The following is a 14,525-nucleotide window of genomic DNA, read 5'->3' as shown; positions in this document are numbered from 1 at the left end:
CTCATGTTTGCGTTGTTTCTCGAAAATCAAGATTACGCAAATTGGCAAAATTAAACCCGTGCAGATCAACGATGGAATTACGTACTGAGCAGGCGCGATATAAGCAGCTAAAATTGACAACATAATTTTCTAAGTATTTAGGGGCAAAAATAAAAAAGCCCCGGCAAAAATAAGTTAAATTAGAATAAATTTCCTATGAATTCCTGTTTGTATGAATGTTTAGTAATGCATAATAGGTTAGAACCCCGCAGAAACAGGTTCTATTACAGGATTTTTATGTTCTACCTTGATCTTGACGAGATTGATTTTATAGCCCAAAAACGAATTTTATTTAGCCGGAATAGGTTCAACGTGTTTAATTTCAGAGATAGTGATCACCTTGACTTTACTTCTCCTGCAATAAAAAAGGGCAGGCCTGTTAAAGAGAATATAGTGTCTTACTTTGCTGAAAACGGAATTGAAACAGGTGATCAACGGATCATGTTACTCACCAGCGTTTGTACAATGGGCTATCAGTTTAACCCTGTTTCTTTTTATTTTCTTATTGATGAGTATAATGATCCCGTTTGTGCATTGGTGCAAGTGGGAAATGCAATTGAAGAACAAAAACCCTACTTTATCGGGAAGGAAAACTTACGCGGACATCGTTTTTACCTGGATACACCTAAATACTTTGATGTTTTACCTTTTATAGATCATAATGTAAACTTTCATTTTAACCTTGAGGTTCCTTCTAAAAAGTTTTCCATTAAAATTGATGATCAGAATAAGGAAGGCAAGAAGTTTTTTGTGACCACATTGATTGGTAACAAAAGAAAGCTTAGTGGATTCAATTTAGCCTGGTTAAGCATTAAGCATCCGTTTGTTACACTTAAGGTGGTAATTCTTATTCACCTGCAGGGTTTAAAACTATGGTTACTTGGCATGCCTTATCAAAAAAAAACAGAGTATCCTGAACTCTTGCGTGAAGCATATAAGCCCTACAGGCCATAAAAATTAATGATTATTCAATCAAAACGGACCCATAAGGTGTTTCAACCTTATCACCTGATCTTAATTTAGCACGTTTACGTGTTTCAACCGTACCATTTACTTTAACTTCATTAGCTTCAACAAGCGCTTGTGCATGTCCACCGTTTTCGGCAATACCAACGGCTTTCAGGAGTTTTATAAGTTCAATGAATTCGGTATTAAGTTTAAATGTGTTCATCTGGAGTAATTTAAACGCAAAGATAGTTTTTATTGTAAATCCATGATAGGCAGATGTGATTTATAAGTCCCCATGAACCTTTGTTGATTTTACGTGAATTATTTTTTTAACATTACCTTTGATCTGCAAACTCAGATTTGGAATTTGTGTTTAATTTAAAGAAATTGAAGAGATGGAATCGAAAAGACAATTGAAATTCGCACGACAGATACAAAAAGACCTGGCAGACCTTTTTCAACAGGAGGGCAGCAGTTTCTTTCCTAATAATTTTGTAACAGTTACTAAAGTTCGCGTGACCCCTGATTTAGGATTGGCTCGTATTTATTTAAGTTTCCTGAATACAACAACAGCACAACAATCTATAAATTCAGTAAAAGCGCAACAAGGAGAGATCCGTTATAAATTAGGAAAGCGTATCAAAGATCAAGTAAGGGTAATTCCGGAACTTGAGTTTTTTATAGACGATACTCAAGAGTATGTGTCTAAAATGAATAAGCTATTTGAAGAGATTGAAAAGCAACCCAAATCGAGCTCTTCTGAAGAATAAAAAAAGACCTTGGTTATTCACCAAGGTCTTTTTTTTATCGGAACGCAGGTCCCGGCTTTATTTTCAGGTTCATCATCTTTTCGTACAAAGCATTTGTTTCTTTCGAATAGCCCATCGCCCGATAATATTTCATCAAATCAAAAATTGCAGCAAAATGGTAAGGGTTTAATGTTACTGCCTGTTTGTAATCATCGGCAGCTTCAATCATTTCACCTTTACTCTCGCGAACTTTTGCTTTAGTATAATAATAATCAGCCTTAGAGAAATTATCGGTGCTTTGTGGTAATGCCTGGAATAACTGTTCAGCAGTGCTGGTTCTGTTTAGGTTAGCCACCAAGCGGATGAATCGTGTCTGATAACCTGAAATTGCCCGGTTGTTTTTCAACAATGGCTCAATCAGGAAAGCAGCCGAATCAGCATCCCCGCTTTGATAATAGTATTCGGCAATACGCAGCGTGTAATCGGGGCGGGGAGTGCCGGCGGCATTTAAGATCTTTTGTGAAGATTGCAAAACAGCAATGGCATCGTCATATTTTTTATTGGCAGCAAGCGCATCTGCATATTGGCCTTTTAATTCATAATTCTGAGGTTTCTGCTCCACTTGTTTCTTTAAAACTTCAAGGGCATCATTATAACCTAATTGTGCTCTTAATAACGCAGCATAAGCAATTTGCTCATCCTTTGCATCTCGTAAGTAAGTAGAAACAGTAGATGCCGATTTCGAGTACTCTTCGGCTACAGAAACAGCGTCCGCAATTAACCCATTGCGTGTATAAAAACTTTCTATGTCACCAATCATATCTGCTTTTATCATTGGGTCGGTTTCAAGACTCAACGCCTTTTTGTACAAATCACCTTCTGCAGCTAATGAAGAGGCATTATTTCCCTGTTTCAAAGCACGAGCTTCAAGTAAGCGTGCCTTAGCAATATACAAAGGGGCATAATTGGCGTTAACAGCTTCTGCACGGTCTACAAATGATTGAGCTGTTGAAAAGTCGCCGGCTATTGCTTTATAAGTAGCGTAGGTTAATAATGCGGGTTGATAATCCTTATCATAAGCTAAAGCGGTATCAAGATAGGCAACGTTTTTGATCTCACTTTTTCCTTCATTAAAGATATTGAGATAAACCTGCGCCCAATTGCTCTTCATGGCCGAAGCATTACCGCCTAAGGTAGTTTTCTCTTTAGCAACCATTTTATCAATGAACTGATAAAGCGCTGGATCTTTCAATTTAAGATCTGCAGTTGTATTCATCGATTTAAAATCGAGGGGATGAACTTTTTCTGCCTCAAAGTAAGCAGGGTAGGCCTGTGCGTAATATTCATGCTCATTATTTGCCGAATAATAATCGAGTGTTCTGTTTTCGGCCATTGCTTTTAAATAAAGAGAACGGATGGCTCTTATCTCTGCATCAGTTAATGCCTTAAGATGGAAAAGATGAACAAATTCATGTAGCAAAACATTTCGCTCCTGATAGGCACCACGTTCTACATACTCTATTCCTGCAGCTCCACTTCCAACACCTCTGATATCCATCCATTGGCGGTTGTCAAAAGTTGTCGCCATTCGGAAATAATTACTTCTCATGGCAGTTGCCAAATCTGTATGCAAAGGCGGAATGGAAAAGCTTAATTCTTGCTTAGCTAACAAGGGAAAATAAGCAGCAGAGGTATACATCTGATTTATAACCCAGTTTTTAACAGTTTCGCCCGAATAATAATTGATCTCTGGGAAAACATTATTGAAGCTTTTCTCGTCGGCAACTTTCTGTGATTTAAGTGCTGTTTCTATGGAGTCATAGCTTGCCAGGTATGGAATTCGTTTCGACTTAATGACTGCCGACAGGCCATTATGGGCAGGCCCATAGTTTTTCTTTTTAGCTAAAATCTGCAAGAAAATTGCTTGTGCTGAATCCAGACGGGTTATTCGATTTATATCGAATGCCATGTAATAAATAGAACCACGCATCATGGCCGGCAATACTGATGACGGATATTTCCTTTGAACAACTCTCGTATAATCAATCGCCTCAGTAAGTTTATGAGAACGAATAAGGTTTTCAGCTGTGGCTAATTCTTTTCTTACTTCATTGTCATTTGTTTCAGCGTAGTTATTATACGTTTGAGTAGTATGTCCGTTACCCCAATGCCAATGTGTTTGAAAATGAAGAGGATTTATATCTGTGGCCAACTGCCATTGAGCTGTCATCTTATTCAGTTGTGTTGCATCAATGCGGCGCCATATTGCATAGCCGTAATTAAAACGGGCATCTGCATTGAACGGATCAAGTTCAAGAGATTTTTTTAACGGAGCCTCTGCCAATTCCGGTTTTTGATTCCAGAAATGTACATCCGATTCTAAAAGCCACGCCTCTGCATTTTTCGGGTATTGGGTTTGAATATCTTTAGCAATCTTCAGTGCTTCATCGTATTTCTTTTGCAATAAACGAACACGGCCAAGCTGAAGCATTGCTTTTTCATAAAGAGTTTTGTCTTTATCAGCCGCTATCCGTTCGCAGGTTTGGGCAGCGTCATTTAGTTTCCAGGCCCAAACATCTAGTTGAGCTTTAAGTAGTAGCGCTTTTTGATGGTCTTTTCTTCGAGAAAGAACAGAAGTAACAAGAGAATCGGCTTTTTTAAAGTCATTGATAAGCAAAAAGTATTCTGCATTCAATAATCTCATGTCGACCCCTGGGTTTTTATCAGCAGTAAGCAATGGAATAGCTTCATTCCATAAACCTAATTGAAGCATGCGCTCAATTTTTGGCTCAGACTTTATTTCTTTATTGGCTAACAATGAAGACCGCTCTTTATCTAATGCCTGTTTAGCAGCAGCCGTACTATCTGGATTAATAGCGGCAACTTTCAAACAAAACAAACTAAAGAGAGCGGCAACATAAACTTTTTTACTATTCATTGGAGGTCAAATCTGTTCGCACCAAAATGATGGTACTAATTTCGCTTGTAAATTGTTATCAAAAGTTTAAAAAGACAAATCTTTTTGATAGAAAGTTTGTAAATTTTATCATCATGCAAAATATAATTGCTTGGCTAAACTTAATAGATTGTTAATAGAAATTTATTAGCGAGTTTAAGTAAGCATTATATTTTGCAGAAAATGAATACGCTCATGAAACATTTAGTAAAGAAAAACAACAAATCATTAAACCCAAGAAGGGTATCTGTGGCTGACGCCGGGTCGAAATTATTCTTTCATATCGGAGAGAACCGTTTCCTAAACCAAACTAATGAGGATTCGGATAGAAGCAGTTCTATTCGTTTTAGCGATAAGCTTCATGAACGATGGGACGATCTTTTTGACAATTTTGACGATCTGAGATTAAAGTAGGTATTTAGTTCTTAGAACCCTGGTCCATAGTGGCAAGTTAAACAGATAACTAACGATTCAGAATTCTGGACTCATGACTTGCGACTAGAACCAGAACTTTAACAGCAAATTTACTTTGGGAAAACATCAATTATTTCAATGATTTACAGTACATTTGTAAAAGCAGTGAATAATTGCCATCGAGACAAATCCAGATACGCGCAAGCGGTGGGGCCAATGAGAAAAGGCCCTTTTTTATTGGCCAACATTTTATACTTTCGGTTAATAAAAAAAACCTAATGAAAAATAATTTTTTTAAAACAGTATTAGCAGTTATTATTCTATTGTCTTTCGTGTCATCTTCAAAAGCTCAGCTTTCCGGCAACTATCCTTATCCTGATCGTGATAACCAGCGCATACAAAAATACAGGCCGGATATTGAAGTGGTTGATAAGAAGTTGAAACCTCAGCTTGGCATAGATATACTTGCAGGCATTCCCTTTTCTGATTTTGCAGATGGATATACTACAGGTTTCGGAGGAAATCTAACATTGGAAAAACCGGTTTCTAAGGAAATCTTAGCTGGATTATCAATCGGTTACATAGGGTTTAAGCAAAAAGAACTATCAGGGGTTAATTTGGGCGATCGGGTTGCATTAATTCCTCTTTCGATAGGTGCCAAGTTTTTTATTAGCCCTAATTTCTTTGCTGGTTTTAATGCAGGTGCAGGCCTTGTTGTTAATGGTGACGCAAAAACCACCCTTTTGTATTCCCCATCAATAGGATTAGTCACACCAATTCAAAAGAAAAACAATTTGGGTATTTCCTTTAAGGTTGAACGAGCAGGAGACATTTCCTATGGAGGATTACATATCTCGTATTCATTCGGACTGGTAAAGAGTAATGGTTGATAATTAAATTTTCAGCAGATCTAACGTCTTAACACGAGTGCTTTTTATAATAGAAGGATCACTGGCTTTAAGCCAATTTTGCAAAATAGACGAATAAACATCTCTAAAGTTGATTTCATAATTCAGATCGCCGTTATCCAAGTCTTTAAGATTCGGGCCTGGGTTAAAAAAGCCGGCTTTCTTTAGTTTTCCTCCGAATAGAAATAAATTGTTGGCCGTTCCGTGATCGGTTCCTCCGCTTGCATTTTGTGAAACACGTCGGCCGAATTCTGAAAACGTCAAAACTAAAGTGTCATCGAGGTTATGGCTAGCATTTAGGTCTTTAATGAAGGTAGCTACTCCATCCGCATATGTTTTTAATAAACGGGATTGCTGTCCGCGTTGGGCAACGTGCGTATCGAAACCGCTTAAAGAAACATAGAAAACCTTAGTGTTCAATCCAGAGTTAATAAATGTTGCTACGGTTTTTAATTCATTGGCAAATGCTGACACAGGATAAAGGGTAGTGTTTTTATAAAGCTTCGAAGTGTCATTGATATATTTTGCCGACGAGTAGGTTTCGATCATTGTTTTATATAAATAACCCAAATTATCTTCTGAAAGCATAGATTGTTTGGCATCGTCGACTACATCTTTGAAAAAGGGTTCACGTGTAGTCCTGTACAATTGCTCACTGTTTCTAACGGCAATTCCTTTATGCGACTGCCCCTTGAGTGCTAAAGATAATGAATCATCTACTTCAATTGCTGTATGAGGAGAATTGCAAGTGGCACAATTGGAGTCGAGATACCTGCCGATCCATCCAGTTGACAAATATTCATCCGCTCGACTGGCTGTATGCCAGATATCCATAGAGCGAAAATGCGAACGATCCGGATTCGGGTAGCCCACACTATTCAAAATAGTCATCCAGCCTTGATCATAAATTTCTTGTAATGATTGCATTGCAGGATTGAACCCTTGCAATTCATTAAGTTTTATGACCGTTTGTTGGTCAATTCCCAACGAAGGTCTTTTTTGATAATACAGGTCATCACCAAAGGGAACAATAGTGTTTAATCCGTCATTTCCACCCGAAAGTTGAATAATCACCAACCGTTTAAACCCAATTTTGTCGGCCGCTAACAATTCCAGCGGTTTTAAGAAGGATGGAATTAACAAAGCTCCTGATGCCAGGGCTGTATTTTTAAGAAAATCTCTACGGTTCATAATTTTTTACCTCATCCCTAGCCCTTCTTCTCAAGGAGAAGGGGACGGTTTTGTGCTTTCTGTTAGTTTTTCTTAAAGAAGCAGATCCTTCAAAAGCTACTGCTTATAGCCCTCTTCAACATTCCGAGCGCTCCCATATTACCTCATCCCTAGCCCTTCTCCTGAAGGAGAAGTGGACCGGTTTTGTGCTTTCTGTTAAATTTTCTTAAAGAAGCAGATTCTTTAAAAAAGCTTAAGTGTTCATAGCCTCTTCAACATTCCGAGCGCTCCCTTCTCCTTTAGGAGAAGGGCCGGGGATGAGGTTTAACACAACTGATACTCCGGCATAGAAACCAACTGTACAACCATTTCTTTAATAGTTTTATCAGACAAGTCCGACAATAACCTTTGCTTTCGCGTTTCCAAGTCGGGAGCTAGCAAATAATCAATCAATTGTTCTTTACTTATCTTTTCGGGAAGATCCTTTAAAAACAAATTCCAGTCGGCAGTAGCCTGCACGCGCCGTTGAATTTGTGTGCTGTACTTTTCCATCATGGCGATTTGAGCTTCCTCTTCCGGGTCAGCCTTACCTGCCAGATCAATAATCCCTTCGTTTATCACTACAGAAGGAATTTTAAGCCGATACATCAACGTGGAGCTATCAATCCAGTTTTTGCCTCCAGCCCAACCACTAACGTTTGGCGGGTAAAACAACATTTGTCCAAGAGCTCGTTGTAAAAACAACAACATGGAAGTATCGCCATAACTCACATTAAACTGGCGGGTTAATCCAACAATAAATTCAATGGGTGATTTAATATTGACTCCGATGTTTTTAGGATCATAAAACCAGGCCGACGAAAAAAGCAACACCATAGTACTTCCAATGTTATAATTGCTTGAATAAAAATGGTCAGCCAGCTGATGAATACGCTCCTGATCCAAGTTTTCATTAACAAAGAATTTGTAAAGTTTTGAGCAGATAAATAGAGCCGTTTCTTTTCTCTTAAGAATGATATCAATAATATCGTCTCCAGTCCAGTTTCCGGTTTGGCCCATAAATGTTTTTGACCCAAAATCATGTTGATTGATGCGGAATAAGAATTCAGAAGTTAAAGGTTTAAAGCTTCATCCGGTAAAAGCGCGTGCAGCTTCTTTAATGTCGGTTTCTGTATAGTCGCCCCGTCCAATGGTAAACAGTTCCATCAGTTCGCGTGCGAAATTTTCATTTGGACTACTTTTACGATTTTGCTGGTTGTTAAGGAAGGCCAGCATTGCGGGAGACTTAGCAACTTTTGTAAGTAAATCTCTAAAGTTGCCAAGACCATAATCACGCATAATATTGTTCAGTTGCTGATTATGAATGGGGTTAAAACTTCTGCAAGCGAAATGTCCGTGCCAAAACAACGTCATCTTTTCCCTTAATTGGGCATCTGTAATGCACATTTGCTGCAACCAGTGTGTATTCAGGTTTTCAGTGCTTTGCTTAAAGATCTTTCGAAGCTCTTTCCGGTTTTCCTCACTCATCATTTCTTTTCCTTTAACTACTGTTAAATCCAAGTCTAGATCAAGTGATTGATAATTGTTAGACGTTTCAAAAAGATCTTTAATGACCTTGGAAATTGATTTTCCTGAAAGAGCACTAAGTTTTGTATAACTGATACCGAACCCCGCCCGTGTGTATAAGTGCTGAATTTGTTTTGCAGATAGTTTCTCCATAAGCAAGCTTTGTCGGGTTTGACATTGCTTAAGCGCATAAGTTTAACCAACGAGTAATCATTCTTTCTTTTGGGCACTGGGTAAGTTATCGGTCAGAATATAATTCTCGTATAATTGCTTGATTTTGAGTAAATTTAATATATCGACTTAATTAAAAAGGAGATGAAAAGAATAATTATCACAGCCGTTGTGATGATTCTGTTGGTGACTTTTGTTTATCAGGCTTTTGCTATCCAGACATTACTACCAGAAGGTAATTCTTATGATGAGATGAGAATGAACACAAGAAACATCCTCAACTCAACATTATTGCTCATCGTTATGGGATTAAGTTTTATTGCAGGTGCAGCAGTTATGGCATTTATCTGGGAAATTGTTGAAGAGCAACGTAAACACAGATTACATCACTAAAGGGCCGACCCTCAACGAAAGGTAGAAACTCACATTTGCATGTGATGAGTAAATTTGTGCATTTATACAGGTACTCCCTTTATCTTTTCGATAATTCTGTCGGCATGTTCCCTTGAGTTTTCAATAAACCAAATGTGTGTATCCATACCCCCGCAAACTACTCCGGCGAGGTAAACATTTTTTAAATTGGTTTCCATGGTTTCTTTGTCATAGGCAGGATAAAGTTTTTCGTCATCAGAAAGGTTGATTCCAATACTTTTTAGGAAAGGGAAATTAGGCTGATAACCGGTCATTGCAATTACGAAATCGTTTTCGATTATTTTAGCCCCTTCCGGAGTTAAAATAGCTACTTCTTTTTCCCTAATCTCTTTAACCGTTGAGTTGAAGAGCGCTTTAATCGAGCCTTCATTGATGCGATTTTCAAGATCGGGTTTGGTCCAATATTTTATACGGCCCAGTTCAGGTCCACGAATAACCAAGGTTACTTCAGCTCCTTTTCTCCATGTTTCTAGCGCAGCATCAGCAGCAGAATTATTAGCACCAATCACCAACACTTTTTGTCCCGCATAAAAATGAGGGTCTTTATAGTAGTGAGTCACTTTTGGGAGTTCCTCTCCGACAACATCCATCATTACTGGAATGTCATAAAAGCCGGTTGCAATGATTAAATGAGTAGAAAGGTAGCTTTTTTTATTAGTTGTTACTTTATAGCCTTCATCAAAAGAAGCCACTTTTTTTGCCTCTTCAAATAAATGTATGGGCAATTCGTTTGAAAAGACGACTCTCCGGTAATATTCCAAGGCCTCTGCACGATTGGGTTTTGCGCTGTTGGAAACAAATGGAATGCCTCCGATCTCCAGTTTCTCAGAAGTTGAGAAGAAGGTCATGTTTAGCGGATAATTATACAACGAATTGGTTAAACACCCTTTTTCTAAAATCAGGTAGTTTAAACCAGACTTTTTTGCTGCCAGGCCACAGGCAATGCCAATCGGCCCTCCGCCAATTATAATTACATCATATTTTTCCGGTTGTGTCTCCATATTCAAATATATAATCAACAGTAGGTGATTGGTATTGTTTAATGCAACATTTTGTAAAGTTGGTTGTCACACATACGAGTAATATGCTTATTACATTTTTGTTGCCCCTTAAAAATTTTATAGATTTAATTTGAACTACCATAAAACCTAGATTATGAAGAAAATTATTGGAGCATTATGTCTCCTTGGATTATTTGAAGGTGCGCAAGCACAAGATAATCCGCTATGGCTTCGTTATCCGGCAATTTCGCCAGATGGAAAAACAATCGTATTTAGTTTCAAAGGAGATCTTTACCGCATGTCTTCCGGTGGTGGACAAGCAATTCCGTTGACTTTACACGAAGCACATGATTTTATGCCGGTTTGGTCGCATGATGGAAAATCTATTGCATTTGCGTCCGACAGGTATGGCAACTTTGATGTGTTTATCATGCCGGCTGAAGGTGGTGAAGCAAAACGTTTAACGTATCATTCATCAAATGACCTACCGTCAGATTTCTCTGCTGATGATAAAACCGTTCTTTTCAGTTCGGTGCGACAGGATATGTTTACTTCTGCTCAATTCCCTTATGGTCGAATGCCTGAACTTTACGCGGTTCCTGCAGTAGGAGGGAAGACTTCAATGGTTAGCTCTAATTCGATGGAGTTGGCTCGCTACAGTAAAGACGGAAAAAAGATTGTTTACCAGGATTATAAAGGTTATGAAGATCAGTGGAGAAAACACCATACCTCTGCAGTAACAAAAGACATTTGGGTATATAATACGGAAGCCAAATCGTATAATAAACTAACCTCATTTATTGGAGAAGACCGCAACCCGGTTTTTGGCCCTAATGACGAGGTTTTTTATTTAAGTGAAGAAAGCGGAACGATAAATGTGCATCAGATGCCGGTAACCGGAGGAAATAGCACAATGATCACTTCTTTTGAAAAGAATCCAGTACGTTTCTTAACGATTTCAAACGATAATCAGCTGTGTTATACCTACAATGGCGAGATTTATACGCAGAAATCTGGAGGGCAGCCTCAGAAATTATTGGTTCGCATCATGACAGATGGTCGTAACAATACCGAAAAAGTGCTGCCAGTAGCGTCGGGTGCAACAGAAATGGCCCTTTCTCCAAATGGAAAAGAGATTGCTTTTGTTTTTCGTGGCGAAATTTTTGTAAGTTCTGTTGAAGGAGGCGTTACCAAACGTATTACAAATACTCCAACCCAGGAGCGGTCAGTAAGTTTTAGTCCGGATGGAAGAACCCTATTGTTTGCAGCCGAGAGAAATGGCTCATGGGATGTTTATAAAACGTCTATTCAACGTAAAGATGAAGCTTATTTTTATTCTTCAACCTTGTTAAATGAAGAACCTGTTGTTGCGACCAAAGAGAAAGACGAGTTTCAACCCGCATTTTCACCAGATGGGAAAGAAGTCGCTTTTCTTGAAGATCGCACCGTTCTTCGTGTAATGAATCTTGCTTCTAAATCAATCAGAACCTTATTAACAGACGACAGCAACTATTCTTACTCAGATGGCGACCAGTATTATACATGGTCTCCAGACAGTAAATGGATATTGGCAAGTTACAATCAACCCAATCAATATTTTAATAGTGATGTGGCGTTGATTTCTGCAGACGGAAAACAGAAGATTGTGAACCTGACACCAAGCGGCTATAATGAAGGATCGCCAAGATGGATGATGGGCGGGAAAATGATGATTTATTTTGCTGATAGAGACGGAATGAAAAATCATGCAAGCTGGGGCGCTCAGTCTGATATTTACGGTCTATTCTTTACACAAGAAGCATTTGATCGCTTTAAGTTGAATAAGAGCGATTTTACTTTAGTTAAGGAGCAGGAAGACAAAGAGAAGAAAGATGCAAAAAAAGAGGATGCTACTTCGAAGGATAAAAAGACAGATGATAAATCGGTTAAGCCAGAAGACAAATCGATAAAAATTGAGCTGGATGGTATTGAAGATCGTCGTTTACGTTTAACAATTAATTCATCTAATCTTTCGGATGCAGTTATGTCTCCTGACGGCGAAAAATTGTATTACTTATCGCGTTTTGAAAAAGGATATGATCTATGGGTTACAGAACCACGTACAAAAGACACTAAAGTATTGGCCAAATTAGATGGTGGTCCAGCCGGAATTGAAATTACCAATGATGGGAAATCATTATTTGTAGTTTCTAATGGCCGTATTACTAAAGTAGATGCCGAAAGTGGTAAAACAACTCCTGTTGGAATTAACGGAGAAATGATGTTGAATGCTTATGAAGAACGTTCATATATTTTCAACCATGCATGGCGCCAGGTAAAAGAGAAGTTCTATGTAACCAACTTACATAATGTTGATTGGGATTATTATGGTAAAGAATATGGTCGTTTCCTTCCTTACATCAACAATAACTACGACTTCTCAGAAATGATGAGTGAAATGTTGGGAGAGTTGAACGCCTCACATACTGGTTGTCGTTATTTTCCTCAAGCTGATGGTGGAGATAAAACTGCTGTATTGGGTTTATTGTATGATGAATCCTTTACAGGGAACGGCTTAAAAGTTTCTGAAGTGTTATTGAAAGGACCTTTTAATACAGCTAAATCAAAAGTTAAAGCCGGAGCAATTATTGAGAAGATCGATGGAGAAGCCATAACAGCTAATGATGATTATAACAAATTGTTGAATCGAAAAGCGGGTAAATTAACGCTGATTTCCTTCTATGATCCATCAAACGGAGCTCGTTGGGAAGAAAGTATTAAACCACTTTCATTGGGAGAACAGAATGAATTGTTATACACCCGTTGGGTGGAAAATCGTCGCAAAGAAGTAGAAAAGCTTTCCGGTGGAAAAGTGGGTTACGTACACGTTCGCGGAATGAACGATGAGAGTTTCCGGACGGTTTACGAAGATGTATTAGGTAAAAATAGCCAGAAAGAATCATTGATCGTGGATACACGTTTTAATGGTGGAGGCTGGCTGCACGACGATCTAGTTACTTTATTGAGCGGCAAGAAGTACATTGATATTTATCCTCGCGAAAAACACCGTGGACAAGAGCCTTTCCGCAAATGGACAAAACCTTCGGTGGTATTAATGGGAGAGGGTAACTACTCGGATGCTCACATGTTCCCTTATTCTTATCGTGCAAACGGTATTGGAAAGCTGATAGGGATGCCTGTTCCGGGAACTGGTACTGCCGTTTGGTGGGAAACTCAGATTGATCCAACGTTAGTATTCGGGATTCCTCAGGTAGGTATGCTGGATATGAATGGCAAATATTTGGAAAACAATCAACTTGAACCGGATGTTAAAGTAGCAAATGATCCGTCGGTTTTAGATACCGGAAAAGATCAGCAGTTGGAAAAGGCTGTTGAGGAACTTTTAAAAGGAACGTTAAAAGCCCAAAAATAATAGCGATCAAACATAAATGAGAAAGGAGGTCAATCGACCTCCTTTTCTTATATTATTATAATTAACCTGGTTAGCCAGCGAGTACTCTATCGAGCAAAAGAGCGGGTAGTAATATCATTTAGTAAGGCAATGAATTCTTTCTAAGGACTTAACCTAGTAGCTGCGTCATTCCGGACAACTTATTGAACTAGCAATTTGAGTTGATTAGTTTAATAAGTTATGATTTTTCGCCGCCGCTAATGATTGAAGTAACCAGCGATAACAAGAAACTGAATATCAATGCCCACCAAAATCCATCTACACTAAATCCATCAATCAGTTTTGCTCCCCATATTATTATCAATGCATTAATCACAAAAAGGAATAATCCAAGAGTGATGATTGTTACCGGCAATGTAAGAATTACCAAAATGGGCTTAATAATAATGTTAAGAAGTCCCAAAACAACAGCAACAATTAATGCAGTGCCAAATGTATCAATATGAATTCCGGGTAAAATGTAAGATAGACCGAATGCAACAGCAGCCGTAATAATAAGGCGGATAATTAAATTCATAAGTGTATATTTTTGATTTCAGGTAAGTTATAAAAAGGAATTGAGAAAAGAAATGATTTAGGTTCTTGCCTTTGGGCTTAAAAAGATTGAAGAACTAACATAAACTTGTCATCCTGACGCAGGAAGGATCTGGTAGTTATAGTGCTTAAAAGAAACAGACTTCGTGCCTCAGCATGACACACGTATGAAAGAATTGGAGGTGA

11 protein-coding genes and 1 pseudogene are annotated in these 14,525 nt (G+C 38.3%); 6 read left to right on the top strand and 6 right to left on the bottom strand.

Annotated elements, in window-relative coordinates:
- Positions 1-195: 195 nt before the first annotated feature.
- Positions 196-993, top strand: a complete 798-nt coding sequence (locus SOLCA_RS18615) for a DUF1365 domain-containing protein (protein WP_014682023.1) — start codon at positions 196-198, stop codon at positions 991-993.
- A 10-nt stretch (positions 994-1,003) separates the two neighbouring features.
- On the opposite strand, the gene SOLCA_RS18610 is transcribed toward SOLCA_RS18615, so the two are convergent.
- On the bottom strand, positions 1,004-1,210 hold the full coding sequence (locus SOLCA_RS18610) for an RNA-binding S4 domain-containing protein (protein ID WP_014682022.1): 207 nt from the start codon (positions 1,208-1,210) through the stop codon (positions 1,004-1,006).
- A gap of 172 nt (positions 1,211-1,382) precedes the next feature.
- On the opposite strand from SOLCA_RS18610, the gene rbfA reads away from it, so the two are divergent.
- On the top strand, positions 1,383-1,757 hold the full coding sequence (gene rbfA, locus SOLCA_RS18605; protein WP_014682021.1) for a 30S ribosome-binding factor RbfA: 375 nt from the start codon (positions 1,383-1,385) through the stop codon (positions 1,755-1,757).
- 34 nt (positions 1,758-1,791) lie between these two features.
- Here rbfA and SOLCA_RS18600 read toward each other — a convergent pair whose 3' ends face one another.
- Positions 1,792-4,674, bottom strand: a complete 2,883-nt coding sequence (locus SOLCA_RS18600) for a tetratricopeptide repeat protein (RefSeq protein WP_014682020.1) — start codon at positions 4,672-4,674, stop codon at positions 1,792-1,794.
- Between the two features lie 213 nt (positions 4,675-4,887).
- Here SOLCA_RS18600 and SOLCA_RS18595 point away from each other — a divergent pair, with 213 nt between their 5' ends.
- On the top strand, positions 4,888-5,106 hold the full coding sequence (locus SOLCA_RS18595; protein ID WP_157604603.1) for a hypothetical protein: 219 nt from the start codon (positions 4,888-4,890) through the stop codon (positions 5,104-5,106).
- 278 nt (positions 5,107-5,384) lie between these two features.
- Entirely contained in the window at positions 5,385-5,996 is a 612-nt protein-coding gene (locus SOLCA_RS18590) for a hypothetical protein (RefSeq protein ID WP_014682018.1), read from the top strand.
- Positions 5,997-5,999: 3 nt separating this feature from the next.
- Here SOLCA_RS18590 and SOLCA_RS18585 read toward each other — a convergent pair whose 3' ends face one another.
- Positions 6,000-7,205, bottom strand: coding sequence for a DUF1501 domain-containing protein (locus tag SOLCA_RS18585; RefSeq protein WP_014682017.1), 1,206 nt, complete (start codon positions 7,203-7,205; stop codon positions 6,000-6,002).
- 303 nt (positions 7,206-7,508) lie between these two features.
- Positions 7,509-8,903: pseudogene (locus SOLCA_RS23675) on the bottom strand (DUF1800 domain-containing protein).
- A gap of 162 nt (positions 8,904-9,065) precedes the next feature.
- Between SOLCA_RS23675 and SOLCA_RS18575 the strand changes: the two are divergent.
- Positions 9,066-9,314, top strand: a complete 249-nt coding sequence (locus tag SOLCA_RS18575; protein ID WP_014682016.1) for a hypothetical protein — start codon at positions 9,066-9,068, stop codon at positions 9,312-9,314.
- A 62-nt stretch (positions 9,315-9,376) separates the two neighbouring features.
- Here SOLCA_RS18575 and SOLCA_RS18570 read toward each other — a convergent pair whose 3' ends face one another.
- A complete protein-coding gene (locus tag SOLCA_RS18570) occupies positions 9,377-10,354 on the bottom strand; it encodes a YpdA family putative bacillithiol disulfide reductase (RefSeq protein WP_014682015.1) in 978 nt (325 codons plus the stop codon).
- A 154-nt stretch (positions 10,355-10,508) separates the two neighbouring features.
- On the opposite strand from SOLCA_RS18570, the gene SOLCA_RS18565 reads away from it, so the two are divergent.
- Entirely contained in the window at positions 10,509-13,766 is a 3,258-nt protein-coding gene (locus tag SOLCA_RS18565; protein ID WP_014682013.1) for a S41 family peptidase, read from the top strand.
- A 217-nt stretch (positions 13,767-13,983) separates the two neighbouring features.
- Here SOLCA_RS18565 and SOLCA_RS18560 read toward each other — a convergent pair whose 3' ends face one another.
- The gene (locus tag SOLCA_RS18560; protein WP_014682012.1) at positions 13,984-14,322 is read right to left on the bottom strand and encodes a phage holin family protein; all 339 of its coding nucleotides are present in this window, start codon (positions 14,320-14,322) and stop codon (positions 13,984-13,986) included.
- Between the last annotated feature and the right edge of the window lie 203 nt (positions 14,323-14,525).

Origin of the sequence: Solitalea canadensis DSM 3403, assembly GCF_000242635.2 — a bacterium.
Classification (GTDB): domain Bacteria; phylum Bacteroidota; class Bacteroidia; order Sphingobacteriales; family Sphingobacteriaceae; genus Solitalea; species Solitalea canadensis.
The sequence above is the reverse complement of the archived record's forward strand: the minus strand, read 5'-3'. Positions and strand labels throughout refer to the sequence as shown.